Annotated in this window: 23 protein-coding genes and 5 tRNA genes; 9 read left to right on the forward strand and 19 right to left on the reverse strand. The window is 64.4% G+C overall.

Features of this window, described 5'->3' with window-relative positions:
• Positions 1-13: 13 nt before the first annotated feature.
• Complete coding sequence (gene alr, locus D7S89_RS04355) at positions 14-1,084, reverse strand: alanine racemase (protein WP_121276104.1); 1,071 nt, start codon at positions 1,082-1,084, stop codon at positions 14-16.
• Between the two features lie 214 nt (positions 1,085-1,298).
• Between alr and lplT the strand changes: the two genes are divergently transcribed.
• Entirely contained in the window at positions 1,299-2,606 is a 1,308-nt protein-coding gene (lplT, locus tag D7S89_RS04360; RefSeq protein WP_121275855.1) for a lysophospholipid transporter LplT, read from the forward strand.
• A gap of 22 nt (positions 2,607-2,628) precedes the next feature.
• Positions 2,629-3,435 (forward strand): bifunctional hydroxymethylpyrimidine kinase/phosphomethylpyrimidine kinase, encoded by an 807-nt coding sequence (gene thiD / locus D7S89_RS04365; protein ID WP_121275856.1) that lies wholly within the window; start codon positions 2,629-2,631, stop codon positions 3,433-3,435.
• 59 nt (positions 3,436-3,494) lie between these two features.
• On the opposite strand, the gene D7S89_RS04370 is transcribed toward thiD, so the two are convergent.
• From D7S89_RS04370 to tsaB, 4 genes are read right to left on the reverse strand one after another with little or no spacing between them, the layout of a single operon-like run.
• Positions 3,495-4,508, reverse strand: a complete 1,014-nt coding sequence (locus D7S89_RS04370; protein ID WP_121275858.1) for a DUF1853 family protein — start codon at positions 4,506-4,508, stop codon at positions 3,495-3,497.
• On the reverse strand, positions 4,505-5,635 hold the full coding sequence (locus D7S89_RS04375) for a uracil-DNA glycosylase (protein WP_121275860.1): 1,131 nt from the start codon (positions 5,633-5,635) through the stop codon (positions 4,505-4,507). The genes D7S89_RS04370 and D7S89_RS04375 overlap by 4 nt, the downstream gene beginning before the upstream one ends.
• Entirely contained in the window at positions 5,622-6,119 is a 498-nt protein-coding gene (gene rimI, locus D7S89_RS04380; protein WP_121275862.1) for a ribosomal protein S18-alanine N-acetyltransferase, read from the reverse strand. The genes D7S89_RS04375 and rimI overlap by 14 nt, the downstream gene beginning before the upstream one ends.
• Positions 6,116-6,868: a tRNA (adenosine(37)-N6)-threonylcarbamoyltransferase complex dimerization subunit type 1 TsaB gene (gene tsaB / locus D7S89_RS04385; protein WP_183085088.1), complete on the reverse strand. Its 753-nt coding sequence runs from the start codon at positions 6,866-6,868 to the stop codon at positions 6,116-6,118. Before tsaB ends, rimI begins: the two co-directional genes overlap by 4 nt.
• Positions 6,869-7,029: 161 nt before the next feature.
• Here tsaB and D7S89_RS04390 point away from each other — a divergent pair, with 161 nt between their 5' ends.
• From D7S89_RS04390 to aceA, 3 genes are all read left to right on the forward strand, one after another.
• Entirely contained in the window at positions 7,030-7,299 is a 270-nt protein-coding gene (locus tag D7S89_RS04390; RefSeq protein ID WP_121276108.1) for an acyl-CoA-binding protein, read from the forward strand.
• 406 nt (positions 7,300-7,705) lie between these two features.
• Positions 7,706-9,298, forward strand: coding sequence for a DEAD/DEAH box helicase (locus D7S89_RS04400; RefSeq protein WP_121275866.1), 1,593 nt, complete (start codon positions 7,706-7,708; stop codon positions 9,296-9,298).
• Positions 9,299-9,675: 377 nt separating this feature from the next.
• Positions 9,676-10,980 carry an isocitrate lyase gene (gene aceA, locus D7S89_RS04405; RefSeq protein WP_121275868.1) on the forward strand — a complete coding sequence of 435 codons (1,305 nt, stop codon included), beginning with the start codon at positions 9,676-9,678 and terminating at the stop codon, positions 10,978-10,980.
• A 103-nt stretch (positions 10,981-11,083) separates the two neighbouring features.
• Here aceA and D7S89_RS04410 read toward each other — a convergent pair whose 3' ends face one another.
• Positions 11,084-11,518 (reverse strand): universal stress protein, encoded by a 435-nt coding sequence (locus D7S89_RS04410; protein WP_121275869.1) that lies wholly within the window; start codon positions 11,516-11,518, stop codon positions 11,084-11,086.
• Between the two features lie 187 nt (positions 11,519-11,705).
• Complete coding sequence (locus D7S89_RS04415; protein ID WP_121275871.1) at positions 11,706-12,608, reverse strand: LysR family transcriptional regulator; 903 nt, start codon at positions 12,606-12,608, stop codon at positions 11,706-11,708.
• Between the two features lie 134 nt (positions 12,609-12,742).
• Between D7S89_RS04415 and D7S89_RS04420 the strand changes: the two genes are divergently transcribed.
• Complete coding sequence (locus tag D7S89_RS04420) at positions 12,743-13,486, forward strand: haloacid dehalogenase type II (protein ID WP_121275873.1); 744 nt, start codon at positions 12,743-12,745, stop codon at positions 13,484-13,486.
• 120 nt (positions 13,487-13,606) lie between these two features.
• On the forward strand, positions 13,607-15,199 hold the full coding sequence (gene aceB / locus D7S89_RS04425) for a malate synthase A (RefSeq protein ID WP_121275875.1): 1,593 nt from the start codon (positions 13,607-13,609) through the stop codon (positions 15,197-15,199).
• 118 nt (positions 15,200-15,317) lie between these two features.
• Here the strand turns inward: aceB and D7S89_RS04430 are convergent, their stop codons facing one another.
• On the reverse strand, positions 15,318-15,749 hold the full coding sequence (locus tag D7S89_RS04430; RefSeq protein ID WP_121275877.1) for a gamma-glutamylcyclotransferase family protein: 432 nt from the start codon (positions 15,747-15,749) through the stop codon (positions 15,318-15,320).
• A 322-nt stretch (positions 15,750-16,071) separates the two neighbouring features.
• On the opposite strand from D7S89_RS04430, the gene D7S89_RS04435 reads away from it, so the two are divergent.
• Entirely contained in the window at positions 16,072-16,947 is an 876-nt protein-coding gene (locus D7S89_RS04435) for an AraC family transcriptional regulator (RefSeq protein ID WP_121275879.1), read from the forward strand.
• A gap of 25 nt (positions 16,948-16,972) precedes the next feature.
• On the opposite strand, the gene D7S89_RS04440 is transcribed toward D7S89_RS04435, so the two are convergent.
• The 7 genes from D7S89_RS04440 to gltX form a co-directional block, all read right to left on the reverse strand.
• The gene (locus tag D7S89_RS04440) at positions 16,973-17,437 is read right to left on the reverse strand and encodes a GNAT family N-acetyltransferase (RefSeq protein ID WP_121275881.1); all 465 of its coding nucleotides are present in this window, start codon (positions 17,435-17,437) and stop codon (positions 16,973-16,975) included.
• Between the two features lie 191 nt (positions 17,438-17,628).
• Positions 17,629-17,705, reverse strand: a tRNA-Asp gene (locus D7S89_RS04445).
• Between the two features lie 78 nt (positions 17,706-17,783).
• Positions 17,784-17,859, reverse strand: a tRNA-Glu gene (locus tag D7S89_RS04450).
• A 66-nt stretch (positions 17,860-17,925) separates the two neighbouring features.
• A tRNA-Asp gene (locus tag D7S89_RS04455) sits at positions 17,926-18,002 on the reverse strand.
• Between the two features lie 78 nt (positions 18,003-18,080).
• Positions 18,081-18,156 (reverse strand) — tRNA-Glu (locus tag D7S89_RS04460).
• A gap of 371 nt (positions 18,157-18,527) precedes the next feature.
• Positions 18,528-18,603: transfer RNA gene (locus D7S89_RS04465), tRNA-Ala, on the reverse strand.
• Positions 18,604-18,708: 105 nt separating this feature from the next.
• Positions 18,709-20,118: a glutamate--tRNA ligase gene (gltX, locus tag D7S89_RS04470; protein ID WP_121276110.1), complete on the reverse strand. Its 1,410-nt coding sequence runs from the start codon at positions 20,116-20,118 to the stop codon at positions 18,709-18,711.
• A gap of 288 nt (positions 20,119-20,406) precedes the next feature.
• Between gltX and D7S89_RS04475 the strand changes: the two genes are divergently transcribed.
• Positions 20,407-21,402, forward strand: coding sequence for a patatin-like phospholipase family protein (locus tag D7S89_RS04475; protein WP_121275883.1), 996 nt, complete (start codon positions 20,407-20,409; stop codon positions 21,400-21,402).
• Positions 21,403-21,528: 126 nt separating this feature from the next.
• Here the strand turns inward: D7S89_RS04475 and D7S89_RS04480 are convergent, their stop codons facing one another.
• From D7S89_RS04480 to D7S89_RS04495, 4 genes are all read right to left on the reverse strand, one after another.
• The gene (locus D7S89_RS04480) at positions 21,529-22,215 is read right to left on the reverse strand and encodes a C40 family peptidase (RefSeq protein ID WP_121275885.1); all 687 of its coding nucleotides are present in this window, start codon (positions 22,213-22,215) and stop codon (positions 21,529-21,531) included.
• A gap of 136 nt (positions 22,216-22,351) precedes the next feature.
• Positions 22,352-23,995, reverse strand: coding sequence for an ABC transporter ATP-binding protein (locus tag D7S89_RS04485; protein ID WP_245982657.1), 1,644 nt, complete (start codon positions 23,993-23,995; stop codon positions 22,352-22,354).
• Positions 23,992-25,041: an ABC transporter permease gene (locus D7S89_RS04490; RefSeq protein WP_121276113.1), complete on the reverse strand. Its 1,050-nt coding sequence runs from the start codon at positions 25,039-25,041 to the stop codon at positions 23,992-23,994. Before D7S89_RS04490 ends, D7S89_RS04485 begins: the two co-directional genes overlap by 4 nt.
• A 64-nt stretch (positions 25,042-25,105) precedes the next feature.
• The gene (locus D7S89_RS04495; RefSeq protein ID WP_121276112.1) at positions 25,106-26,152 is read right to left on the reverse strand and encodes a microcin C ABC transporter permease YejB; all 1,047 of its coding nucleotides are present in this window, start codon (positions 26,150-26,152) and stop codon (positions 25,106-25,108) included.
• Positions 26,153-26,189: the final 37 nt, after the last annotated feature.

Consider the following 26,189-nt stretch of genomic DNA (forward strand, 5'->3'; position numbering starts at 1 on the left):
GAGAACGGCAGGCTCATTCGGCACGTACAGGCACCCGTTGCGCAACGGCGCACATGAGCTCGTAGCCGATCGTGCCGCAAGCGCGTGCGACATCGTCGATCGGCAGCTGCGCCCCCCACAGCTCGACACGCGAGCCGACGTTGGCAGTGGGACACGGCGTCAGGTCGACGGTAATCATGTCCATCGACACACGGCCCACGACGCGCGTGCGCACGCCGTCGACGATGATCGGCGTGCCTTCGGGCGCGCAGCGCGGATAGCCGTCGGCATAGCCGCACGCGACGACGCCGATACGCATCGGCGCCGGCGCCTGGAAGGTCGAGCCATAGCCGATCGTCTGTCCCGGCACGAGCGTCTGCACGGCGATGAGCTCGGAGGCGAGCGTCATCGCGGGCTGCAAGCCCGTGCCCTCGATCGCCGAGGTCACGCCCGACGGCGAAGCGCCGTACAAAATAATGCCGGGCCGCACCCAGTCGAAATGCGACTGCGGATGCCATAACGTCGCGGCCGAGTTGGCGAGGCTGCGCGCGCCGGCAATGCCCTCGGCGCCGCGCTCGAACGCCGCCAGCTGCTCGGCGATGCCGCGCTCGCTGTCGGCATCCGAAAAATGGGTCATGAGCACGATCTGGCCGACGCCGGGACAAGCGCGCGCCCGTTCCCACGCTGCACGGAATTTGTCAGGCGTATAGCCGAGCCGGTTCATGCCCGTATTCATCTTCAGCTGAATGTTCACGGGCTTGGACAGCCGCGCCATCTCGAGCATGCGCAGCTGCTCGTCGCAGTGAACCGTCGTCGTGAGGCTGTAGCGGTCGATGACGTCGATGTCGGTCGGGCGGAAAAAGCCTTCCAGCAGCAGAATCGGGCCGGCCCAGCCGAGCTCGCGAAGCTTCACCGCTTCTTCGAGGTCGAGCAGACCGAAGCCATCGGTGGCGCGCAGCCCCGGGAACGCACGGGCGAGGCCGTGGCCGTAGGCATTGGCTTTGACGACGGCCCAGACCTTCGAATTCGGCGCGTGCCGGCGGGCAACAGCGAGATTGTTGGCGAGGGCGGCGGTATGAATAGTGGCGAGAAGCGGGCGCGGCATGGCGTTGTTCGTAATCACTAGGGCAAATGGACGCTTGTAGCGTGTGTTTGCGACAAAAGCCGGCTCACGCGGCTCTCGAGCGACGCACCGGCAGTCCGAAACCACCTATTTTCGTGATATAAAGCCGTGCGCACAACCCATTTCGAACGGCATAAGTCCTAACGCGATCGTCGCGCCCGGGGAGGACGCGCCGCAAAGGACAGCATCGCATCAGATGAAAAAAGGTTTTTACTCCATCATGGCCGCGCAGTTTTTCTCGTCGCTGGCCGATAGCGCCCTTCTGATCGCTGCCATCGCTCTGCTGAAAGACCTCCATGCCCCGAACTGGATGACGCCGCTGCTCAAGCTGTTCTTCGTCCTTTCGTATGTCGTGCTCGCCGCGTTCGTCGGCGCCTTTGCCGATTCGAGGCCCAAGGGCCGGGTCATGTTCGTGACCAACTCGATCAAGATCGTCGGCTGCCTGTTCATGCTGTTCGGTGCCCATCCGCTCCTCGCCTACGGCATCGTTGGCTTCGGCGCCGCAGCCTACTCCCCGGCCAAGTACGGCATCCTGACGGAACTGCTGCCGCCCGAGCGGCTCGTCGCCGCCAACGGCTGGATCGAAGGCACGACAGTCGCATCGATCATCCTGGGCACGGTGCTCGGCGGCGCACTGATCAGTCCGCATATCGCCGCGCCGCTGCTGCGTCATCATGTCCCGTTCGTCGCCACACCGGCCGAGGCCGCGATGGTCGTGATCGTCGGCATCTACGTGGTCGCCGCGCTATTCAATCTACATATTCCCGACACGGGCGCGCGCTACCCGAGACAGCAGCACGGCCCCATCAAGCTCATCGTCGATTTCGCGCATTGCTTCAACACGCTGTGGCACGACAAGCTGGGCCAGATTTCGCTCGCGGTCACGACGCTCTTTTGGGGCGCAGGCGCCACGCTGCAATTCATCGTGCTCAAGTGGGCCGAAGTCTCGCTCGGCATGTCGCTGTCCGAGGGCGCGATCCTGCAGGCCATCGTGGCGGTCGGCGTGGCCGGTGGCGCCATCGTCGCCGCAGCCAAGGTGCCGCTGAAGAAATCGCTGACGGTGCTGCCGGTCGGCATCATGATGGGCGTCGCCGTCATGATGATGGCGTTCTACACGCGCCATCTGATTCCGGCGAACTGGGGCGTCTACTTCGAGCGCGTGCATGTGCCCGGCTATCTGGTGATCGCCTATCTGTTCCTGATGGTCGTCGGCGCGCTGTCGGGCTTTTTCGTGGTGCCGATGAACGCGCTGCTCCAGCATCGCGGCCACGTGCTGCTGTCCGCCGGACACTCCATCGCCGTGCAGAATTTCAACGAGAACCTGTCCGTGCTCATCATGCTGAGCCTGTATGCGGTGCTCGTCTGGCTCGATGTGCCCGTCTCGATCGTCATCGTGCTGTTCGGCTCGTTCGTCTGCGTGATGATGTGGCTGGTCATGCGCCGCCATCAAGCCAACCAGCGCGCCTTCGATGCCGTCGCGCTGATCGGCGAAGCCAAGCATTGACACCCGGCGCCGGCCATCGCCCATGAGCCACCCGATTCCCAACGTGCTGACGATCGCCGGTTCCGATTCGGGCGGCGGCGCCGGCATTCAGGCCGACCTCAAGACGTTCTCCGCGCTCGGCGCCTATGGCGCGAGCGTCATCACCGCGCTGACCGCGCAAAACACGCATGGCGTGAGCGCCGTGCACGCGCCCGAGGCCGCGTTCGTCACTGCGCAACTCGATGCCGTGTTCGGCGACATCCGCTTCGATGCGGTCAAGATCGGCATGCTCGCGAACGCCGGCATCGTGCGCGCCGTGGCAAGTGCCCTGCGCCGCTATCGGCCCAAGTACGTCGTGCTCGACACGGTCATGATCTCGAAGAACCAGCACGCACTGCTCGACCCGGAGGCCGTTGGCGCGTTGCGCGACGAATTGCTGCCGCTCGCGGGACTCGTCACGCCGAACCTGCCCGAAGCAGCGGCACTACTGGGCGAACCCGAAGCGGCCGACGAGGCCGCGATGCTGCGTCAGGGCGAAGCGCTGCGTGTGCTCGGTGCGCAGGCCGTGCTCATGAAAGGCGGCCACCTGCCAGCCCCGGACAGCCCCGACTGGTTCGTTGCCGCGACCGGCGCGCAGCGTTTCGGCGGCCCGCGTGTCGCAGTGCCGCATACACACGGTACCGGCTGTACGTTGTCGGCGGCTATCGCCGCGCTCGTCGCGCAGCGCGGCGACTGGGCCAGCGCCATCGCCGAGGCCAAGACCTATCTGCTCGACGCGCTGCGAGAAAGCGTGCGCCTTCAGGTAGGCAGCGGTACGGGCCCGCTCCATCATTTCCATCGCTGGTGGTGATCAACCGCCACCGAGCATGAATCGCGCGCAAACGTCGCGGCGGGCGCTGCCGCTTCGCTTCAACCAGCAGCAAACGCCTGGGCCTGCGCAGGCCAAGCGTCGGGCACGACGAAGCCGCGCAGCCGTTCACACCAGCGCCCGCCTCCCTCATTGACGAAGCCGGCGACCATCGTCGGACTGGCCTGTTGCGTCAAGCGCTCGGCAAGCGTCGCGACATCACCCAACATCGCCTCGTCCGCGCTACCGGCTTCGACGTCGCGGCGCGGCGCAAGCCACGCGAGCCTCGGCAGCACGACCCAGCGGCACGCAGGATGCGCTGCGGCAAGCCGAGGCCATTGCTCATGGGTCGTCCAGAAGCCGCGTGCGTGTGCGGGATCGATTGGCCCGGCAATGTCGACCTCGGTCGTCTCGGCCGGCGCCGCGGTCAGCCCGTTGCGGACCGGATCCCATCGATAGAACAGCCAGCCTTTGACGAGCATCTGCGCGTCCCATGGGCCGACGTGGCCCAGCGTGGCAAATTCATCGCGCGCCGAAAGCGGCAACTGATGATCGAGCAGATGGGCCAGCTTGAGGTCGAACCGGTCTTGCAGGTTCGGGCCGACGTAATCGGCGAGCGTCGCCTGCGCGCTGCCTACGTGCAGATAGCACTTGACCGCGAGCTCCCAGTGCAGACGCCGGCCGCTCGCCGTTTCGACGAGAAAATCGCATTCGCCGAGTGTGCGCCCCGCGCGCCGCAGCGCCACGTTGGCAGCCACGAGGCGCACGGCCGGGCCGTAGCGCAGGAAATGGGCGAGCAGGCATTCGGCATAGCGGCCGAGCCGCACGACGCGCAGCACTGCAATGGCTTCATGCAGCGGCGCGACATCGCGCTCGAGCTCGTGCAGCCATGCGCTAGTGGCCGCCGCTTCGTCGGCTGTCTCGAAGACGGTCGCGAGCTCGCCGCGCGGCGGCTGCGCGCGCAGCAAATGGGGGCTGAACAGCAGCCACGCGAGATCGCGCACGGCGCTCTCGCGCAGCGTATCGAGCAACGCATCGAGCGCGGCTGCATCGGCGGCCGGCTCGAGCGCGTTCATTGGCCTGCCTGTCCGGCGAGGGCCTGCCGGTACGTATCGACGGCCAGGCACAGGTCGGCCCAGGCTTTCGCCTTGTCGGGCAGGCTGCGCAGCAGATAGGCCGGATGATAGGTCACGATGACGGGCACGTCCTCGTAGCGATGCACGCGCCCACGCAGCGACGAGATGCTCGCGTCCGTCTTGAGCAGGTTCTGCGCGGCCACCCGTCCGAGCGCGATGATGAGCTTGGGCTTCACGAGCGCAACCTGGCGTTGCAGATAGGGCTCGCAACGCGCGACTTCATCGGGCTCCGGATTGCGGTTGCCGGGCGGACGGCATTTGACGACGTTGGCGATGTAGACATCCTGGCCGCGCGCGAGCGACAGCGCGCGCAGCATGCTGTCGAGCAGCTTGCCGGCCTGACCGACGAACGGCTCGCCCTGCTTATCCTCGTTTTCGCCCGGCGCTTCGCCGATCAGCATCCAGTCGGCCTCGCGATCGCCGACGCCGAACACGGTCTGCGTGCGCTTCTCGCACAGGCGGCAGCGCTCGCAGGCAGCCACGCGCGTCTCGAGCTCGTCCCAGCCCAGCGCATGCACGTCGGACTTCGCTTCGCGCATATCGACCACAGGCGCGGCGGCGGGCTCTTCGCGCGCAGCCGCGTTGCCACGCCTTGCGGTCGGCGCGGCTTGCGGTGCGGCTTGCGGCGCGTCGAACGGATCCAGCGCATCGAAGGCGTCGATGATGCCGAATGCGTCGGCGTCTTCTTCGACTGCGCGCGATGGCGCGCGCTCGGTAGCGCGAGGCGCGGCTGCTTCGACACCTGCGGCATCGCCCCTCGACGCGGCCGTATCGGGCTCAGGCGGCATACGCGAATCGACTGCGGCCCGGGCGGCAGAAGTCGCCTTCCTGCTCGTGCCAGCATCCTCTTGCGTTGCCTCGACCTGCGTCTCTACGCCTTGCGTACCGGCGACCCGGGTCGCATTTGCTGGCGCTTTCTCTACGGCCGTCGCGACGTCGACGAGTTCAAGCGATGACCGCGCCTCGCCCCCCCCACTTTCGGGGGCCAGTGCGTCACCGCCCGACCCACGACGCACCCACAGCGGCGCGAGGCCCAGCGTCTCGAGCGCGGTTTCATTGAGCGCCATGCGCGTCCTCCTCGTTCGCGAACGCGTAGCGCATCACGATCGCGTCTTCACGGCTGCGATGCCGCGCCGGGTAATAGTTCTTGCGACGGCCGATCATGATGAAGCCGAAGCGCTCGTACAGCCGCACCGCGCGCGTATTCGACGGCCGCACCTCGAGCAGCAGGCCCGCGAGCCCCTTGCCGCGCGTCATGCGCACGGCTTCGCGCAGCAGCGCAAGGCCCGCGCCGGTGCCCTGTACCTGCGGCGCCACACACAGATTGAGCAGATGCATTTCGTCGACGACCGGCATCAACACGCAATAGCCGATCAGCGTACCCGTCACGTGGCGCATGCACACGCCGAAATAACCGTTGCGCAACGAATCCTCGAAATTGCCGCGCGACCATGGAAATTCGTACGCGTCGCGCTCGACGGCGGCGACCTCGTCGAGATCGGCCTCGGTCATCGGCGAGATGTACCGGTCGGCGAGCAGCACGCCGCTCATCTTGCAGCCCCCCCGGCTTGCGCGGCGCGTGCGGCAAGGCGCTCGGCCGTAGTCTGCGCGACCTTGTCGCGGACATATTCGGGCGCCGCCTGATCGGCCGGCATGGTGCGGCCCGCGCGAAACGCGCGCAGCGCGGCGTGAGCGAGCGGCACCGCGTGCGGCAGCGCCTCGTAATCGACCGCCCGGGCGTGCGTGGCCGCGGTCAGCCGTGCACCGAACGCCGCGACCGCATTGCCAGCCAGGACGAACGGCTCGTCGGGCGCGGCAAGCTGATCGGGCGCACCCAGCGAAGGCGGCACGACCATGCGCCAGTCGCCGAGCCCGGCATCCCACGCGTAGTCGGCCCAGTACGCCTCGTCCATACGCGCATCGAGTGCGGCCAACACGCGCGTGACCGACGCATCGCGCAAGCGCACGCTTTCGGCGCAGGCGAGCAACGTGCTGACGGGGACGACGGGCACACCGAGCCCGAACGCGAGCCCCTGTGTGACACCGGTCGCCGTACGCAGGCCCGTGAACGAACCAGGGCCGGCGCCGAACGCGATCGCATCGCAATCGGTCAACGTAAGCCCCGCCTCGTCGAGCAGTTCGCGCACGGCCGGCAGCACGCGCGTACTCGAGACGGCACCCGTCTGGTCGTGGCGCGCCCACAGCTGCGGCGACGGGTCGGCATCGGAAGCGGAGAGAAGCAAAGCGACCGAGCAATATTCGGTCGACGTATCGAGAGCAAGCAACACGGTTCGAGTCATGGGCGCTATTGTAATGCGGCGGCTGAACACTCCGGACGCGCTTGCCCCGGGCAACGCGGCATATCGCACGCCGGTCGCCGCGTTTGGAAGCATCGCTCCAGCTTTCGGCGCGTATCGCTTGCTATGATCGGCGACCTTATCGTTTCGGCATGGAGCCTCTCATGAGCAACGTCGACGCGCTTTTCGCGCAAGCCCAAGTAGATGTGAAAGAACTGCCCGAGAAGCCGGGCAACATGACCCTGCTGCGTCTTTATGCGCTGTTCAAGCAAGCGACCGACGGCGACGTGCACGGCGACAAGCCCGGTTTCGCCGATATCGTCGGCAAATACAAGTACGACGCCTGGGCTGCACTCAAGGGCACGCCGCAGGACAAAGCCAAGGAACAATACGTCGAGCTCGTCGAATCGCTGAAGAACGGCACCGCGAGCTGATCTGCATGCGCTTGCGCCAGCCCCGCTCCACTTTCAGTGGCATGCGAACGAATTCGGCATGTGGAAAAGTTCGCCAAACGGCTGGCGCAGTGCAGCAATAATCCTTATAATGCGGCCTGCGCTTGATCGTGCATTGCGATGCAGCGCACCGTAGCGTTTTGCTCCAATCCAGTTTAGAACCTGTCCCCTTCTGCCTAGGCCCCACGGGCCGTCTTGTACCAGGCTGGCGGTGATACCAATGCCGGTATCCCCGTATCCGATACAGCTTCTAACGAAAAGCTCGCCTTCATGAGCGCGAGCTGCCCCCGTTTTTCGATTTGCTCGCTGCTGTCTTGCATGCTGAATCCGACGACTTGGGTAATGCCGATTGGCGCCGACGTTCCTTTCGTACGTTTCAAGGATTCTCATGACTTCGAGCTTCAATTCCCCGTTGGACAACATCGCCGATCGCGCACTTGGCCTCGACACGAACGACGCGGACGCATCTGCGGCCCCGGCGTCCGATGAAAGCAACGTGCCCGCGGGGCCGAGCTTCGCGTCGCTGGGCCTGTCGCCCGAAATCGTTTCGGCGCTGACGGCCGCCGGCTACCAGAACCCGACGCCCGTGCAGCAGCTCGCAATCCCGGCCGGGATCGCCGGTCGCGACCTGCTCGTCTCGAGCCCGACCGGTTCGGGCAAGACGGCTGCATTCATGCTGCCCGCGATCGAGCGTTTCGCGCAGCTGCAAAAGACACAGGCTGCCCAGCCGCGTGAACCGCGCGAGCCGAACGGCGAGCGCCGCCCGCGCCGCGGCCCGCCCGTCGCCCGTCCGGGCCTGCTCGTGCTGACGCCTACGCGTGAGCTCGCGATGCAAGTGACGACGGCCGCCTCGACCTACGGCAAGCACCTGCGCCGCCTGCGCACGGTCAGTATCCTCGGCGGCGTGGCCTACGGCCAGCAGCTGATGCTGCTCGCAAAGAACCCCGAAATCCTCGTTGCTACGCCGGGCCGCCTGCTCGATCACCTCGAGCGCGGCCGCATCGATCTGTCGCAGCTGCAGATGCTCGTGCTCGACGAAGCCGACCGCATGCTCGACATGGGCTTCATCGACGACATCGAAACGATCGTCGCCGCCACGCCGGCCACGCGTCAGACGATGCTGTTCTCGGCTACGCTCGACGGCAAGATCGGCTCGCTGACGAGCCGCCTGCTGCGCGATCCTGAACGCATCGAGATTCAGCACCGCATGGAGTCGCGCGCGAACATCACGCAGAGCGTGCATTACGTCGACGACCGCGATCACAAGGAGCGTCTGCTCGACCACCTGCTGCGCGACGAGGCGCTCGACCAGGCGATCATCTTCACGGCAACCAAGAGCGAAGCCGACCAACTGGCCGGCCGCCTGTCCGATGCGGGCTTCTCGTCGGCCGCGCTGCACGGCGACCTGCCGCAAGGCGCGCGCAACCGCACGATCCGCGCATTGCGCGAGCGGCGCGTACGCGTGCTGGTAGCCACCGACGTCGCGGCGCGCGGCATCGACATCCCGGGCATCACGCACGTGTTCAACTACGACCTGCCGAAGTTCGCCGAAGACTACGTGCACCGCATCGGCCGTACGGGCCGCGCGGGCCGCTCGGGCACCGCGGTCAGCCTCGTGCATCACGCCGAGCAAGGCGCGTTGAAGCGCATCGAGCGCTTCGTGCGCACGACGCTGCCGGTGAACACCATCGCCGGCTTCGAGCCGCGCAAGGCCCCGCCCGCCAACAATCGCGGCGGCAAGAGCTTTGGCCGCGGCCGCCCCGGTGGCGGCAACGGTAATGGCGGCCGCCGCTATGGCAGCGGCAGCAGCAATGGCAACGGCAACGGCAACGGCGGCAGCCGAGGCAATGGCTCGTCGTTCGGCGGCGGCAACGGCGAAGGCCGCGGTGGCTGGAGCGGCCGTCCCTCGGGCGGCTCGCGCGACGGTTACGGCGCTCGCCGCAGCGACGCGCCGCGCGGCGGCGCCCGTCGCGGCAACTAATCAGAATCGGCGCTCCAACGCGCCATCGCAGGCTTGCGTCGCCGACGCGCCCTGCTCCTACTTTTCACAACCGGTGCCTCGTGCACCGGTTTTTTTTCGTCCGCCCCGATATTTCACGATACGGAAAATCCTTTTGCGTCGTAAAAATCTGTGTTGCGTGGCACAACGCACAACGTTGCGGCATGGAAAATAGCATTTCTCATTGTGAAATAAAACTAGCAACACATTGATTTAAAACAAATAAACTTGTCAAAAAAAGGCGATGACACGTCTGTCTTCGGCGCTCGAGTTTGCCTAGACTCTTATATAAGACTTCGCACCCACCCAGCCAAGGGCAAGCGAATTGGCTTTTTCTCTAGGCAACCCAGGAGCACACCATGTCACGTCAGCAACAAGCGCAGCAACTTCAACAGCAATGGGAAACCGATCCGCGCTGGAAAGGCATCAAGCGCGGCTATACGGCCGAAGACGTCGTGCGTCTGCGCGGTTCCCTCCAAGTCGACCACACGCTCGCGAAGCGCGGCGCCGAAAAACTGTGGAACGCGATCAACACCGAACCGTTCGTCAACGCGCTGGGCGCACTGACGGGTAACCAGGCCATGCAGCAAGTCAAGGCTGGCCTGAAGGCCATCTACCTGTCGGGTTGGCAAGTCGCGGGCGATGCGAACGTCGCCGGCGAAATGTATCCGGACCAGTCGCTGTATCCGGCCAATTCGGTGCCGCTCGTCGTCAAGCGCATCAACAACACGCTCACGCGTGCCGACCAGATCCAATGGTCCGAAGGCAAGAACCCCGGCGACGAAGGCTACGTCGACTTTTTCGCGCCGATCGTCGCTGACGCGGAAGCCGGTTTCGGCGGCGTGCTCAACGCATTCGAACTGATGAAGGCCATGATCGAAGCGGGCGCCTCGGGCGTGCACTTCGAAGATCAGCTGGCTTCGGTCAAGAAGTGCGGCCACATGGGTGGCAAGGTGCTCGTGCCGACGCGCGAGAACATCGCCAAGCTGACGGCAGCGCGTCTGGCGGCCGACGTCTGCGGCGTGCCGACCGTGCTGATCGCCCGTACCGATGCCGAAGCCGCCGACCTCATCACGTCGGACGTCGACGACAACGACCGTCCGTTCCTGACGGGCGAGCGTACCGTCGAAGGCTTCTTCCGCACGAAGCCGGGCCTCGAGCAAGCGATTTCGCGCGGCCTCGCCTACGCGCCGTATGCCGACATGATCTGGTGCGAAACGGGCAAGCCCGATCTCGAGTACGCGAAGAAGTTCGCCGAGGCGATCCACAAGCAGTTCCCGGGCAAGCTGCTCTCGTACAACTGCTCGCCGTCGTTCAACTGGAAAAAGAACCTCGACGACGCGACGATCGCCAAGTTCCAAAAGGAACTCGGCGCGATGGGCTACAAGTTCCAGTTCATCACGCTCGCGGGCTTCCACGCACTCAACTACTCGATGTTCAACCTCGCGCACGGCTATGCCCGTACGCAGATGAGCGCGTTCGTCGAAATGCAGCAAGCCGAATTCGCGGCAGCCGAGAAGGGCTTCACGGCCGTCAAGCATCAACGCGAAGTCGGGACGGGCTACTTCGACGCCGTCACGCAGACGGTCGAGCGCGACGCCTCGACGACGGCCCTGCACGGCTCGACCGAAGACGAGCAGTTCTTCGACAAGAAGGTCGCTTGACGCTAGCCTGACCAGCCTCATGAGAAACGGCCCGCCGCGCTGCGCGCGGGCCGCCTCTCCCACGCACGCGCCCTGCGACACCTCGCACGGCGCGTGCGTTTTTTCAGCGGTAGACGATGACGGGAATCTTCGTATGCGTGAGCACGCGTTGCGTCTCGCTGCCGATCAGCAGGCTGCCGAGGCCGCGCCGTCCGTGCGAGGCCATGAAGATGACGTCGCAGCCGCTTTGCTCGGCCGCTTCGATGATGCCGAGGTACGGCGACGGATGCACGCTCGTGAGGCTCGAGCACGCCACCCCCGCGAGCCGCGCAGCCTCCTCGACTTCGCGCAGATGGTCTTGCGCTTCACGCTCGCTGCGCTGTTGAAAATCGGCGGGCGGCTCGACCATGACTTCGGAAAACGGCGAATACGGGTACTGCGGCAGGCACGCATAGGCGGTCACGCGCGCCCCGACGGTACGGGCCAGATCGATCGCGCCGTCGATCGCCTTCTTCGACAGGTCGGAGCCGTCGGTCGGGACCAGAATGTGCTTGAACATGGTGCGCCCCCTCTCCCTCGTCGAGCACGTGGCGCACGTCTTTCAGCGCGCGCGTTGCAGGCAGCGCTCGCGACGAGCGCCTGAAGTCGATTGTAGGTCGCGTGCCGCGCCGCTCATGCCGGCGTGCGGGTGAATCCGCATATCGAAAACCCGGCAGCCGCCACCGCCCGGCCGTTACTGCCCGCTCTTACTGCCAATAGTCAGGGCGCTCATACGTGTGTTTGAGGAAGTCGAGAAAGAGTCGCACGCGCAACGGTAGATGGCGGCGCTGCGGGAAGACCGCATGAATGCCGATCGGCGGCGCGCAATAGCGCTCGAGCACCGCATTGAGGCGGCCCGCCGCGATATCGTCACCGACTTCCCACCACGAGCGCCAAGCCAGGCCATGCCCGGCCAAACACCACTCATGCAGCACGGCGCCGTCGGAGCACTCCATCGTCCCCGACACCTTGATCGAGACGACCTTGCCCTCTTCCTGGAACGTCCAGCCACGCTGCTGATTGGCGCTCGCGCCGAGTGCAAGGCAATTGTGGCGCGCGAGATCGGTCAGCGTCTCCGGCATACCGTGCCGCTCGAGATAGCCCGGCGCGGCTACGCAAACGCGGCGGTTTTCGCCAAGCCGCAACGACACGAGCGACGAATCGGGCAGCTCGCCGAGGCGCACCGCGCAATCGAACCCCTCGTTGACGAGGTCGACGAGCCGATCCGACAAATCGAGTGTGAGCGACACATCAGGGTGTGCCGACGCGAAAGCCGGCACGAGCGGCGCGACGTGCTTGCGCCCGAAGCCGGCCGGCGCCGATACGCGCAGGTGGCCGCTCGCCTTCACGCCGCCCGCTGAAACGCTGGCTTCCGCGTTGTGCAAATCGTTGACGATGCGCTGACAGTCTTCGAGAAACGCCGAGCCTTCGAAGGTCAGCGTGAGCTTGCGCGTCGTGCGCACGAACAGCTTCACGCCGAGACGCTCTTCGAGCGCATCGAGGCGGCGGCCGATGACAGCCGGCGCCACGCCCTCGGCCTGAGCGGCGGCGGACAGACTCCCCTTCGCGGCAACGGCCACGAACGTTTCGATTTGCCTCAAGCGCGGCATGGCTCGTCCTTGAAAAACGATCGACCGTGAGATTAAGTACTAAAAAGTCAAAGATCAAGTGACGAATAAGTCATTTTTTAACCATCAACGTCACGAATAGAATTTGCCTCGACCTCTGATAGGAGTGCAAGGCTATGTCGGCCACAACGACACGATTCCCCCGCGCGATCCTCTTCGATGCCTACGGCACGTTGTTCGACGTGCATTCGGTGCTCGCGCAAGCCGAGCAACTGTTTCCGGGCCACGGCGATGCGCTCTCTCAGCTGTGGCGCCAAAAGCAAATCGAATACTCGCAGTTGCGCACGCTCGCGGATCCGGCGGGCAGCCACTACAGGCCGTTCTGGGGGATCACGCTCGACGCGCTGCAGTACGCCGCGCGCAAGCTGGGCCTCCCGCTCGACACAGTAGGCGAGAAACGGCTGATGGATGAATATGCGTGCCTGTCGGCCTACCCCGACGTGATCGCCGCGCTGCGCACACTGCGCGAGCGCAGACGCACGGCCGGCGCCGCGCAGCTAGCGTTGGGCATCCTGTCGAACGGCAATCCGCAGATGCTCGATATCGCCGTCAAGAGCGCCGGCATGACCGGGTTGTTCGACCGCGTGCTGTCCGTCGATGCCGTGCGCGCCTACAAGCCTGCCGCCGCAGCGTACGCGCTCGGCACCCGCGCGTTCAATGTGAGCGCTCGCGAGATCGTGTTCGTCTCGTCGAACGGCTGGGACGTCGCGGGCGCCGGCTGGTTCGGCTACACGACCTTCTGGATCAACCGCGCGAACACCCCCGCCGAAGTGCTCGGCATCGCCCCGCGCGGCACCGGTAGCGGCATGGCCGACCTGCTTGCCTTCATCGATACGCTGGCCGCCCCCGAGCAGCCCTAGGAGTGCACTCGCCCAACGCGTGCGCGACATCTGCCCGGCCTCCCCGCCGGGCAGCGCTCGCACCGCGCGCCTGCCAGCCCCGTTTTTTTTGCCATCTGACCGACCAAGGAGAAGACATTCATGACGAATACGCTGTCGTTGCCGCAAGGCATGCAGATCACCGGCGCAATCGAGCCCGGATTCGAAGCGATCCTCACGCGCGATGCGCTCGAACTCGTCGCGAGCCTGCATCGCACGTTCGCACCGCGTCGCCGCACCCTGCTCGAGGCTAGAGTCGAACGTACGAAGCGGCTCGATGCCGGCGAACGGCCCGACTTCCTCGCGCACACGCAGGCGATCCGCGACGGTGACTGGAAAGTCGCGCCGCTGCCGAAGGATCTGGCATGCCGTCGTGTCGAAATCACGGGCCCCGTCGAGCGCAAGATGATCATCAATGCGCTGAACTCTGGCGCCGATGCGTACATGACCGACTTCGAGGATTCGAACACGCCGAACTGGCACAACCAGATCACTGGCCATATCAACCTGAAGGACGCGATCCGCCGCACCATCTCGCTCGAGCAGAACGGCAAGACCTACCGGCTCAACGAGAAGACCGCCACGCTGATCGTGCGTCCGCGCGGCTGGCATCTCGACGAGAAGCATGTAACCGTCGATGGCGAGCGAGTGAGCGGCGGCATCTTCGATTTCGCGCTGTTCCTGTTTCATAACGCCAAGGAACTCGTGGCGCGGGGCAGCGGCCCGTACTTCTATCTGCCCAAGCTCGAGAGCCACCTCGAAGCGCGTCTGTGGAACGACATCTTCGTTGCGGCCCAGGAAGCCGTGGGCATCCCGCGTGGCACGATCCGCGCGACCGTGCTGGTCGAAACGATCCTCGCCGCATTCGAGATGGACGAAATCCTCTACGAACTGCGCGAGCACAGCGCAGGGCTCAATGCGGGCCGCTGGGATTACATCTTCTCGGCCATCAAGAAGTTCAAGAACGACGCCGACTTCTGCCTGGCCGACCGCGCACAGATCACGATGACCGTGCCGTTCATGCGCGCCTATGCGCTGCAATTGCTCAAGACCTGCCACAAGCGCCACGCGCCGGCGATCGGCGGCATGAGCGCACTGATTCCGATCAAGAGCGATGCCGCGGCCAACGACAAAGCCATGGCCGGCGTGCGCGCCGACAAGCGTCGCGACGCCACCGACGGCTACGACGGCGGCTGGGTCGCGCACCCGGGTCTCGTGCCGATCGCGATGGAAGAGTTCGTCAACGTGCTCGGCGAGCGGGCAAACCAGATCGACAAGCAACGCGACGACGTGCAAGTGACCCGGAAGGACCTGCTCGATTTCCGTCCCGAGACCCCGATCACCGAGGCGGGCCTGCGCAACAACATCAACGTGGGCATCCACTATCTGGGCTCGTGGCTGGCCGGCAACGGCTGCGTGCCGATCCACAATCTGATGGAGGATGCGGCAACCGCCGAAATCTCGCGCTCGCAGGTGTGGCAATGGATCCGCTCGCCGAAGGGCAAGCTCGAGGATGGCCGCAAGGTGACGGCCGAGCTCGTGCGCGCCATCGCTGCGGAAGAGCTCGCGAAGGTCAAAAGCGTCGTCGGCGGCGAGACGCAGTCCTACGATCGTGCGGCTGACATCTTCGACCGGATGTCGACGTCGGAGCAGTTCACCGAGTTCCTGACGCTGCCGCTTTACGAAGCGCTCTGATCGGATCGTCTTGTTCTTGCGCCCGGCGCGTCGTGCGGCCGGGCGCAAAGGCAAAGGGCAAAGGGCAAAAAAAAGCGCCGCAACTTTGCGGCGCTTCCTACTTCCGGGATCGGATCGATCAACTACCGTACTTGAGCTCGGGTTCGGCATCGCGGGCCACCCGATACGCGATCCAGTCACCGCCTTGGATGCGCGCGCGATTGGCGACCGACTCGGGCCCGACGGGATAGAACAGACACTGCACCGGCCGGTCGTTCAACATCACCGTGATCTGCTTCGACAGGAACAGGCCGTCACCGCCCGGATAGATTCCTTCGATCTCGTCGAGCACCGGCACGAGCGCCTCGTCGATCTCATAGACGTCGCCGCGCACGGCACCAGCCGAGCCATCGGGCACGAGCCCCGGATAACGGCCGAAATCGTAGAGGCGACCGTGCGTGCTCGTGGAGCCGATCAAACGCGGGGTATCAATCTGATTGCGCGCGGCGGCACGGCCGATGTCGTTGATTTCGCCCGCCCGCAGCGTGCCGTATACAAACACGTATAGCATTGCCCTCGTCCTTTTTGTGGTTAGTGGCATCGTTGATTTTTGCAAGCTAACGTAATGCGGCCCAAGGCTACCCCGACGACGGCTGGTTCCCTATCGTTGGGATGTCCATGCGCCGCTCGCATTATGCATCTCGACTGATTACCGTGCGTGATTCCCCACCTTTACCGACGGGCCACACCGCTGCCGAGCGAGCTCCGACCCAACCGCGGCAACCGCGTCGCTGCGATCACGAACGGACGATCATGCGCCTCGAGCGTCGCATGCTCATACAATAACGGTCGTAGGCACCCCATCTTGGGGCGCTTGGCTCTTTGCCTCGATCATGACCCAGTCCGCTGCCTCGACGCCTCCCGCGCGCGTGCGCTACATCGACATTCCGCCCGAAGTCGCGCCCACGCCCGAGCATCCGATTCGCGTGCGCTCCCGTCCCATGCCGGCCAGCGAGCGGATTGCGCTGCATATGCACGCGTGGGCGCAAGTCGCCTATGCTTCGCGCGGCGTGCTGCGCGTGGCCGTCGAGAGCAGTACCTGGATGGTGCCGCCCTCACGCGCGATCTGGGTGCCGCCGAATGTGCCGCATGAAGTCTTCGTCATCGAGGATGCCTATCTGCGCACGCTCTACGTCGACGCATCGGTGGTGCCCAACGGGCTCGATGCGTGCCGTGTCGTTGAAGTCTCGGGTCTGCTGCGCGAAGTGATCGCCGCCATCGATACGCGCGGGCTTACGCCGACGCGCGAACGGTTGCTCGGCGCACTCGCGCTCGATGAGCTGACGCGCTCCGAGCCGCTGCCGCTGTCGGTGCCGATGCCGCGCGAGAAACGGCTGCGAGCGCTATGCGAAGCCCTGCTGGCTGACCCAGGCAATGCCGACCCGCTCGAATACTGGGCCGCGAGCGTCGGCGCAAGCACGCGCACGATCGCGCGGCTCTTTCGCTACGAGCTTGGTATGAGCTTCTCGCAATGGCGCCAGCAGGCCGTGCTCGCACGGGCCATTCCGCTACTGAACCAGGGCCGCGCACTTTCGCAGATTGCCCACGAACTCGGCTATCAAAGCCAGAGCGCGTTTTCGGCGATGTTCCGGCGTGCGTTCGGCGAAAGCCCGCGTGCGTTCATGATGCGCGACACGGAACGAACGCTCGACGAATCGGCGCTGCGCGACGACGACATCGAAGACGGATTGACACCCATCGAGCACTAGGCTCAGCACGCGCGTCAGACAGGACTCAGACAGGGCGCGCCATGTGCCGGATCGCGCCCAATTGCGCGAGGCGCGGACCGACGAGCCGATAGCCCATGCGCAGGTATAGCCGCGCGGCAGGATTGTCGACGAACACGCGCAGTTGCGTTTCGCGCAGACCGCGCTCGCGCGCCCAGCGATGCGAGGTTTCGAGCAGATAAGTGCCCGCGCCATGGCGCCGGTGCCCTGCCGCGATCTGCACATCGCGGATGTGCAGCGAATCCCCTTCCTCGGTCAGCCGTAGCACGCCGATGGCCTCGCCATCGACTTCCAGAATGAAATTTTCTGACTCACGCCAACTCGCGAGAAACAGGTCGGCACGCCAGATCAGATGATGGCGCTCGTAATAGCCGCCCATGTTCGTGCGCGTCAGCGCCTCGGCGAATACGAAATCGTCGTGCGTCGCTTGACGAAGCCCAAAGGGCGACGGGTCATCGGTGGGAGCGAACATGAAAGACAGGACAGGCTGCGCTCGGCACACGGTAAGACAGACCGCCGGGAGTTGCAATGGCGGTTTGCCCCGCTTCGGCGACCTCGGACGATTACAGACGATTACGACCAACTGACACGGGTAGACAGCGTGCAGTAAGCGAAAACGCAAAGAAAAAGCCCGCTCGAACTTTCGTTCGAACGGGCTTTATTTGGCGGAGTGGACGGGACTCGAACCCGCGACCCCCGGCGTGACAGGCCGGTATTCTAACCGACTGAACTACCACTCCAGTCTTTGCATCATGACCCGAGAGCGTCGGTTGTTTCTCTCGAGCTGCGTCGCTTTCGTCGAAGCGCCGCCGATGTCTTGGCGTCCCCTAGGGGATTCGAACCCCTGTACTCACCGTGAAAGGGTGATGTCCTAGGCCTCTAGACGAAGGGGACCTAACCTACTGCTTGCAGCTTTACTTCCAAAGCTCATTCAGGCTTACCCGAACAAACTTCTCTTTTTGGCGGAGTGGACGGGACTCGAACCCGCGACCCCCGGCGTGACAGGCCGGTATTCTAACCGACTGAACTACCACTCCAGTCTTTGCATCATACTCGCGAGCGTCGGTCTCGTCTCGAGAGTTGCGGCGCTTCTCGTCCGAAGCGCTGCCGATGTCTGGCGTCCCCTAGGGGATTCGAACCCCTGTACTCACCGTGAAAGGGTGATGTCCTAGGCCTCTAGACGAAGGGGACAAAATCTTTTCACAACCACTGCGTTTTCGCTATCTTCTTTCGTCAACAGCGAAGACCGCTATTCTAACTACCTTCCAAGCATTTGTGAAGTCTTTTTTTCTACAACCTGCCGCTCTTTGGAAAAGAGCGCTTCGTTCACACACTTTGCCCTGCAACAACAGAGCCGGCGATTATACGCATGCCCTTCTCTAATCAGCAAGCATTTTCTTTCGGACGGATATCGACTACCGATAACGAAACGAGTACCACATGCAACGCTTGGAAGCTCCGCTGCGCTCGTCGTTGAAAACAGTCGATGACCAACCCTGAAAACGGCCGTAGAAAAAATAAAGCCCCGATTGCTCAGGGCTTATTTTTTTCTGTCTGCTTTATGGTGGAGGTAAGCGGGATCGAACCGCTGACCTCTTGCATGCCATGCAAGCGCTCTCCCAGCTGAGCTATACCCCCCTTGCAGAACAGAAATGAGATTATATGGGGGCCTTTCGCGCTTGTAAATACCTTTGTGCAGCTTTTTTTAATTTCCCTGCGAACAAGCGCCCTGCCCCCGCGCGCTCAGCTTGCGAGCGCCGCCTCCAGCCGACCCAGTACACGCTCACGGCCGAACAACACGAGTACCGCGTCGATGGACGGCGTGTGCGTCGTACCCGCCACGAGCAAGCGCACCGGCATCGCCAGCTGCGGCATCTTGAGCTTATGCGCAGCCAGCGTCGCCTTCAGCGCCGCAGCAATGCCCTCCTTCGTCCACTCGGCCGAACGCAGCGCAGCCGTCAGGTCGGCAAGTGCCGGACGCACGGCATCGGTCAGATGCTGCGCCAGCGCTTCCGGCTCGGGTGCAGGCGTGCGGTAGAACATCGCCGCGCCTTCGGCGATCTCCTTGATCGTCGTGGCACGATCCTTCATCAGCGCGACGACGCCCACCGCGTCGGGGCCGCTCGCGAGCGCGGCCTCGTCGATATCAAGCGCGGCGAAGAACGGCTTGGCGAGATCGGCCAGGCGCGCGTTGTCGGCTTCCTTGATGTAATGGTTGTTGAGCCAGCTCAGCTTGTCCTGGTCGTATTGCGCCGGCGACTTGCCAAGGTGCTCGAGATCGAACCACTCGACGAACTGCTCGCGCGAGAAGATCTCCGCATCGCCGTGCGACCAGCCGAGGCGCGCGAGGTAATTGAGTACGGCCTCCGGCAGATAGCCGGCGTCGCGGTAGCCCGTCACGCTCATCGCGCCGTGGCGCTTGCTCATCTTCTCGCCCGCTTCGTTCAGCACGGTCGGCAAGTGCGCATAGACGGGCGGCTCGCCGCCGAGCGCGCGCAAGATGTTGATCTGGCGCGGCGTGTTGTTGACGTGATCGTCGCCGCGGATCACGTGCGTGATGCGCATGTCGAGATCGTCGACGACGACGCAGAAGTTGTACGTCGGCGTGCCGTCGGGCCGGGCGATGACGAGGTCGTCGAGTTCTTCGTTGGAAATCTCGACGGGGCCTTTGACGGCATCGTCCCACGCGACGACACCCTCAAGCGGATTCTTGAAACGGATCACAGGCGCCACGCCCTCAGGCGGTGTCGGCAACACCTTGCCGGGCTCGGGACGCCACGTGCCATCGTAGCGCGGCTTCTCGCCGGCTTCGCGCTGCTTCTCGCGTAGCGCATCGAGCTCTTCCGTCGACATGTAGCACGGGTACGCCAAGCCTTGTTCGACCATCTGCCCGATGACCTCGCGATAGCGGTCCATGCGCTGCATCTGATAGAACGGACCTTCGTCGAAGTTCAGGCCAAGCCACGCCATGCCTTCGAGAATCGCGTCGACCGACGCGGCCGTCGAACGCTCGACGTCGGTGTCCTCGATGCGCAGCACGAACGTTCCTTTCATCTTGCGTGCAAACGCCCACGGATAAAGCGCGGAACGGATATTGCCAAGGTGGATGAAGCCGGTCGGGCTCGGAGCGAAACGGGTACGGACGGTGGTCATATGCGGATTCGTGGTTCGGAAGGCGCCAAGCGCGACACATGCGCCGTGCGCGGCATCGGCGGCACGCACCGGGCCTGCGGGCGGAGCTCCAGCGCGTTCGCGCGTGATCGGCGGACAAAGAAACGGGAATTATAACCGCGCGCCCCATTCGCGCTGCGGCCTGCTACGCAGGCAGCGCCAAGTGTCCCGCGCTCTACCGGTCGCCCATCGTTTTTGCCTTATGATGTGCGCGCGCCGCGGGGGGCTCCCTCGGGCGCGCAAGGCCCCAATCGGCCTTGCCGGCTTGCTATGCGGCGTCCAGCGCCGCCGGAGACATCGTTGAAATCCTCTTCCCCCAACCTCACCCGGCGCGGCTTTTCGATCGCGTGCGCGACCGCCCTGCTCGGCGCCTGCACCTCGACGCCCACCAAGAACGGCAACGAAACGCCCGGGCAAACGCCCACCAATCCGAACTCCGCCTCATCAGCGGCTGCAACCCCCGCGCGTGCGCCGCGCATCGGCTTGGCGCTCGGCGGCGGCGCCGCGCGTGGCTTTGCGCATATCGGCGTCATCAAGGCACTCGAGGCGCGCGGCATCCATGTCGACCTGGTCTGCGGCACGAGCGCCGGCTCGGTCGTCGGCGCGCTGTATGCGTCCGGCATGAACGGCATCGCCATCAACAAGCTCGCGCTGACGATGGATCAGGCCTCGATCAGCGACTGGGCCCTGCCGTTCCGCTCGCGTGGCTTGCTGCAAGGCGTGGCCTTGCAGAACTATGTCAACGCGACGGTCGGCAACCGGCAGATCGAGAAGCTGGCCAAGCCGTTCGGCATCGTGGCCACCGATCTGCATACCGGTCAGCCGATCCTGTTCCAACGCGGCAACACCGGCATCGCGGTGCGCGCCTCATGCAGCGTGCCGTCGATTTTCGAGCCCGTGTCGATTGGCGGTCACGAGTATGTCGACGGTGGGCTCGTCAGCCCGGTACCGGCTTCGTTTGCGCGCAAAATGGGCGCCGACTTCGTGATTGCCGTCGATATCTCGTCGCGCCCTGAAGGTGCCCCCACGCAAAGCTCGTTCGACGTGCTGATGCAGACGTTCACGATCATGGGGGAGCGAATCAAGACCTACGAACTCGAGAAATACGCCGACTTCGTCATTCGCCCGAGCCTCGCGGCGATGGGCGGCAGCGACTTCGGCCAGCGCAATGCGGCGATCCTCGCCGGCGAGGAGGCGGTCGCCAAAGCGTTCCCGGATCTGGAGCGCAAGCTTGCGGCTAGCCATGCCGCGCCAGCTGCGGCGTAACACGCCAGCAACAGCGCTATCGGCTGGCGATCAAACGAAAAAGCCCGCTTCGATTGAAGCGGGCTTTTTTTACTGATCAATGCGACGCTGACAGCTAACCGAATAAACGCACGGTAGCGATCGATATCAGTTGTCGCTGCCGCCAATTGTCGCGCTCACGCGCTGGCGCAATTCGTCGGCTTTAATCGGGAACTGCGACTCGATGCGGCGTGCACCGGTAAAACGCTTTTCCCAGTAGCCATCGTCGAGATCGTCGACACGGATCGTGCTGCCCGTCGAAGGCGAATGCACGAACTTGTTGCCGCCGATGTAAATGCCGACGTGCGAGAACGTGCGGCGCATCGTGTTGAAGAACACCAGATCGCCTGGCTTGAGGTCGCTGACCCGAACCTTTTCGCCTACGCGGCTCATTTCCTCGGCACGGCGCGGCAGCGCCAGCCCCAGCGTGTCCTGGAACACGTAGCGCACGAAGCCGCTGCAATCGAGCCCCGAATCAGGCGAGCTGCCGCCCCAGCGGTAGCGCACACCGATCATGTTGAGTGCGCCGACGACCACGTCGCCCGCCTTGCCGGCCACGCCTGACAGAAAGGCCTTGGCACCGCCACTGGTGGCAGGCGCTGCGTTCGCTTGGGGAGTCTGGAGAGAACCGGAGGGAGACGGAGATGCGGACTCGGCTTGAGTCGACGTTGGCACACTTTGCTGCAAAGTGTTCGCTTCGTCGGCGAACGCACCGGCTGTCGCCGTCATCAACACGCCAATGAACATTCCAGCGACGATGTGCGAGCAAGCCTGGGCAAAGTTTCTATGCTGCATCGGTCGGTAGGTTTTGCTTAAAAATCAGGGATCTGCGAAAAGTTTGGACGATACTAGCCAGGAAGCAACCGGATGTCAAAACAAATTAATAAAAACAATGGGGGTACCGTCTGAATTCATTTGAATCAGGCCTGAATCACGCTTGCAGGCTCGCTTCCAGCAGTTTGCGCGTGTACGGATGAGTCGGATTCGAGAAGATTCTTCCGACGTCTCCCGTCTCCACGATCACCCCGTTTTGCATGACCGCCACGCGGTGCGCCATCGCCCCGATGACGGCCAGGTCGTGGCTGATGAAGACGAAGCCGAGGTTGTACTTGCGCTGCAGTCCGGTCAGCAGCATCAACACCTGCTGCTGAATCGACACGTCGAGCGCGCTCGTCGGCTCGTCCAGCACGAGCAGCCGCGGCTCGAGTACCAACGCGCGCGCAATGGCGATGCGTTGCCGTTGCCCGCCCGAAAACTCGTGCGGATAGCGCGCGAGCGCCGTGCGATCGATCCCTACTTCATGGAGCATCGCGACGACCTTCTCCCGCCGAGCCTGTGCGTCGAGCTGTGGCTGGTGCAGCGCGAGGCCCTCGCCGACGATGCGCTCGATCGTCTGGCGCGGAGAAAGCGAGCTGAAGGGATCTTGAAACACGACCTGCATGTTCGAGCGCAGCTGCGTCTGCTCGCCGCCGCGATAGCTCGCGAGCGGCCTGCCCTGAAAAACGATGGCGCCGTTCGACGTGCGCTGCAAGCCGAGCAGCGCCATCGCGAGCGTCGATTTGCCCGAGCCCGACTCGCCGACGATACCGAGCGTTTCGCCTTGCCGCACCGACACACTCGCGTTCGAGACGGCGTCGAAGCGCCCCTTGCGGAACCATCCTTCCATACCGGGCAGCTTCGTGCGGAATGTCACCGACACGTCGTGCGCCTCCAGCACGGACGCCGCGACCGGTGGCACGACTTCGATTGCGCGCCGCGGCCGACTTTCGAGCAGCTTGCGCGTATACGGATGCTGAGGCGCGCTGAAGATTTGGTCGACGCTCGCGCATTCGACGAGCGTCCCGCGTTCCATGACGGCAACGCGCTCGGCAAAGCGCCGCACGAGATTCAGATCATGCGTGATCAAGAGCACGGCCATGCCGCGCTTTTGCCCTTCATCGCGCTGCAGCTCGAGCAGCAGGTCGACGATCTGCGCGCGGATCGTCACGTCGAGCGCCGTCGTCGGCTCATCCGCCAGCAGCAGGCGCGGCCGGCATGCCAGCGCCATGGCGATCATCGCGCGCTGCCGCTGCCCGCCCGACAACTGATGCGGATAGCTGAGCACGCGCTTGCCGGGCTCGGCAATGCCGGTGCGAGCCAGTAGCGCGACCGCCCGGCGCTTGGCCTCGACCGGGGGCACGCCGTCGTGCACGACGATCGTCTCCGCGATCTGTTCGCCGATCGTATACAGCGGGTTCAGCGCCGTCATCGGTTCCTGGAAGATCATCGCGATATCGGAGCCGCGCAGGCCGCGCATCTCGCGCTCGCTCTTTTTCGTCAGATCTTCGCCGCCGAAGCGGATCGCCCCGCTCACCTGCGCGTCGCGCAAGAGCCGCAGCACGGCCAGTGCCGTCACGCTCTTGCCCGACCCCGATTCGCCGACGAGCGCCACGCGCTCGCCACGGCCGATCGCGAGCGTGACGTCGTTGACGGCGACCGTCTCGCCGAAGCGCACATGCAAGCGCTCGAGCGACAGCAGCGGCTCGGGCGAGGCGGCATCCGTGTGCGGTGTGTTCGGCATCGCAGCTTGACTCATTGATTCCCTCCGGCGCGCATGACGTCGGCGACGCGCGTATCGAGCGCATTGCGCAGCGCATCGCCCATGAACGTGAGCAGCAGCAGCGTCGCGACGAGCACACCGAACGTCGACAGCGAAATCCACCACGCATCGAGGTTGGCCTTGCCTTGCGCAAGCAGCTCGCCGAGGCTCGGCGTGGGCGACGGCACGCCGAGACCCAGAAAGTCGAGACTCGTGAGCGCCAGGATCGAACCGCTCATGCGAAACGGCAGGAAGGTGATCACCGGCGTCAAGCTGTTGGGCAGGACGTGACGCCAGATGATCTGCCAGTTCGACAGGCCCATCGCGCGCGCAGCCCGCACATAGTCCTGCGTGCGATTGCGCAGGAACTCGGCGCGCACGTAGTCGGCCAGGCCGATCCAGCCGAACAACGACAGCAGTACGAGCAGCAACAGCAGGCTCGGCTCGAAGATCGAAGCGAAGATGATCAGCAAGTAGAGCTCGGGCAATGCGCTCCAGATCTCGATGAGCCGCTGCCCGACGATATCGGTTCGTCCTCCGAAATAGCCTTGCACGGCCCCGGCCAGAATCCCGAGCACGCTGCCGATGAACGTCAGCACGAGCGCGAATTTGACCGACACGCCGAAACCATAAAGCAGCCGCGCGAAGACGTCGCGCCCTTGCGTGTCGGTGCCAAGCCAGTTTTCGCGGGTGGGCGGCGCGGGATTCGGCGCGCGCGAGAAGTAGTTCAGCGAGTCGTAGTAATAGTGATTGGGCGGATACACGGCGAAGTTGCCGGGCAGCTCGAAGCGATGCCGGATATACGGATCGAGGTAGTCGGCCGGCGTCGGGAAATCGCCGCCGAAGGTAGTTTCCGCGTACGTCTTGACGAGCGGAAAGTACAGCTGGCCGTGGTAGCGCGCGACGATCGGCTTGTCATTCGACCACAGCGGCCCGGCCACGCTCGCGAGGAACGCCACGACGAAGACGATGAGGCTCCAGTAGCCGAGCCGATCGGACTTGAAGCGCCGCCACACCCGGCGCATCGGCGACGGCGACGCCATGACGGCGTCCAGTTCGCTGCGCGGCGCGGCATCGGCGTCGATACGGGGACGAGCTCGGCTCAACTCAGCGCTCCAGTTGTTCGAATTGAATGCGCGGATCGACCCAGACGTAGCAGAGATCGGAGATGAGCTTCGTGGCGAGGCCGATCAGCGTGAAGAGATAAAGCGTGCCGAGCACGACCGGATAATCACGGCGCACGACCGACTCGTACGACAGCAGACCGAGCCCGTCGAGCGAGAACAGCGTCTCGATCAGCAGGCTGCCCGTGAAGAACGCACCGATGAACGCGGCGGGAAAGCCGACCACGAGTGGCAGCATGGCGTTGCGAAACACGTGCTTCCACAGCACGCGCCGCTCGCTCAGGCCTTTGGCGCGTGCAGTCAGGACGTACTGCTTCTTGATCTCGTCGAGAAACGCGTTCTTGGTCAGCATCGTGATGACGGCAAAGCTGCCCACGACCGACGCCGTCACGGGCAACGCGATATGCCATAGGTAGTCCGCGATCTTGCCGCCGACGCTCAGCTGCGCGAAGTTGTCCGACACGAGTCCGCGCAGCGGAAACAGCTGCAGGAATGAGCCGCCGCCGAACAGCACGAGCAGCAGGACGCCTAGCACGAAGCCCGGGATCGCATAGCCGATGAGCACGATGAGGCTCGACGCGACGTCGAACGACGAGCCGTTGCGCACGGCCTTGGCGATGCCGAGCGGCACCGAGATCAAGTAGGTGAGGAAGAACGTCCACAGCCCGATGCTGATCGACACCGGGAGCTTCGAGACGATGAGCGACCACACGCTCTGATGATGGAAGTAGCTTTGCCCGAGGTCGAAACGCGCAAAGCGCGTGAGCATGAGCCAATAGCGTGTGAGCGGCGGCTTATCGAAGCCGTACAGCACCTTGAGCTGCGCGATCTGCTGGGCATCGACGCCGCTGTGCGCACGCAAGCCGAACGGCGGTGCCTGCCCTTCCTGTACCGCACCCTTGCGCAACTCGTAGGCGGCCTGCTCGACAGGGCCGCCCGGCACGAACTGGATCACGACGAACGTAAGCGTCAGCACACCAATCAGCGTCGGGATCATCAACAGCAATCGTTTGAGAATGTAGCTCCACATGGTGGCCATCCGTGCATGGGGCGAATCGTATTGATCG

The organism is Trinickia fusca (assembly GCF_003628145.1).
Lineage (GTDB): Bacteria > Pseudomonadota > Gammaproteobacteria > Burkholderiales > Burkholderiaceae > Trinickia > Trinickia fusca.

Coding starts and splice junctions, on each gene's coding strand:
- alr (WP_121276104.1), bottom strand. CDS start 1,084: ATGCCGCGCCCGCTTCTCGCCACTATTCATACCGCCGCCCTCGCCAAC.
- lplT (WP_121275855.1), top strand. CDS start 1,299: ATGAAAAAAGGTTTTTACTCCATCATGGCCGCGCAGTTTTTCTCGTCG.
- thiD (WP_121275856.1), top strand. CDS start 2,629: ATGAGCCACCCGATTCCCAACGTGCTGACGATCGCCGGTTCCGATTCG.
- D7S89_RS04370 (WP_121275858.1), bottom strand. CDS start 4,508: ATGAACGCGCTCGAGCCGGCCGCCGATGCAGCCGCGCTCGATGCGTTG.
- D7S89_RS04375 (WP_121275860.1), bottom strand. CDS start 5,635: ATGGCGCTCAATGAAACCGCGCTCGAGACGCTGGGCCTCGCGCCGCTG.
- rimI (WP_121275862.1), bottom strand. CDS start 6,119: ATGAGCGGCGTGCTGCTCGCCGACCGGTACATCTCGCCGATGACCGAG.
- tsaB (WP_183085088.1), bottom strand. CDS start 6,868: ATGACTCGAACCGTGTTGCTTGCTCTCGATACGTCGACCGAATATTGC.
- D7S89_RS04390 (WP_121276108.1), top strand. CDS start 7,030: ATGAGCAACGTCGACGCGCTTTTCGCGCAAGCCCAAGTAGATGTGAAA.
- D7S89_RS04400 (WP_121275866.1), top strand. CDS start 7,706: ATGACTTCGAGCTTCAATTCCCCGTTGGACAACATCGCCGATCGCGCA.
- aceA (WP_121275868.1), top strand. CDS start 9,676: ATGTCACGTCAGCAACAAGCGCAGCAACTTCAACAGCAATGGGAAACC.
- D7S89_RS04410 (WP_121275869.1), bottom strand. CDS start 11,518: ATGTTCAAGCACATTCTGGTCCCGACCGACGGCTCCGACCTGTCGAAG.
- D7S89_RS04415 (WP_121275871.1), bottom strand. CDS start 12,608: ATGCCGCGCTTGAGGCAAATCGAAACGTTCGTGGCCGTTGCCGCGAAG.
- D7S89_RS04420 (WP_121275873.1), top strand. CDS start 12,743: ATGTCGGCCACAACGACACGATTCCCCCGCGCGATCCTCTTCGATGCC.
- aceB (WP_121275875.1), top strand. CDS start 13,607: ATGACGAATACGCTGTCGTTGCCGCAAGGCATGCAGATCACCGGCGCA.
- D7S89_RS04430 (WP_121275877.1), bottom strand. CDS start 15,749: ATGCTATACGTGTTTGTATACGGCACGCTGCGGGCGGGCGAAATCAAC.
- D7S89_RS04435 (WP_121275879.1), top strand. CDS start 16,072: ATGACCCAGTCCGCTGCCTCGACGCCTCCCGCGCGCGTGCGCTACATC.
- D7S89_RS04440 (WP_121275881.1), bottom strand. CDS start 17,437: ATGTTCGCTCCCACCGATGACCCGTCGCCCTTTGGGCTTCGTCAAGCG.
- gltX (WP_121276110.1), bottom strand. CDS start 20,118: ATGACCACCGTCCGTACCCGTTTCGCTCCGAGCCCGACCGGCTTCATC.
- D7S89_RS04475 (WP_121275883.1), top strand. CDS start 20,407: ATGCGGCGTCCAGCGCCGCCGGAGACATCGTTGAAATCCTCTTCCCCC.
- D7S89_RS04480 (WP_121275885.1), bottom strand. CDS start 22,215: ATGCAGCATAGAAACTTTGCCCAGGCTTGCTCGCACATCGTCGCTGGA.
- D7S89_RS04485 (WP_245982657.1), bottom strand. CDS start 23,995: ATGAGTCAAGCTGCGATGCCGAACACACCGCACACGGATGCCGCCTCG.
- D7S89_RS04490 (WP_121276113.1), bottom strand. CDS start 25,041: ATGGCGTCGCCGTCGCCGATGCGCCGGGTGTGGCGGCGCTTCAAGTCC.
- D7S89_RS04495 (WP_121276112.1), bottom strand. CDS start 26,152: ATGTGGAGCTACATTCTCAAACGATTGCTGTTGATGATCCCGACGCTG.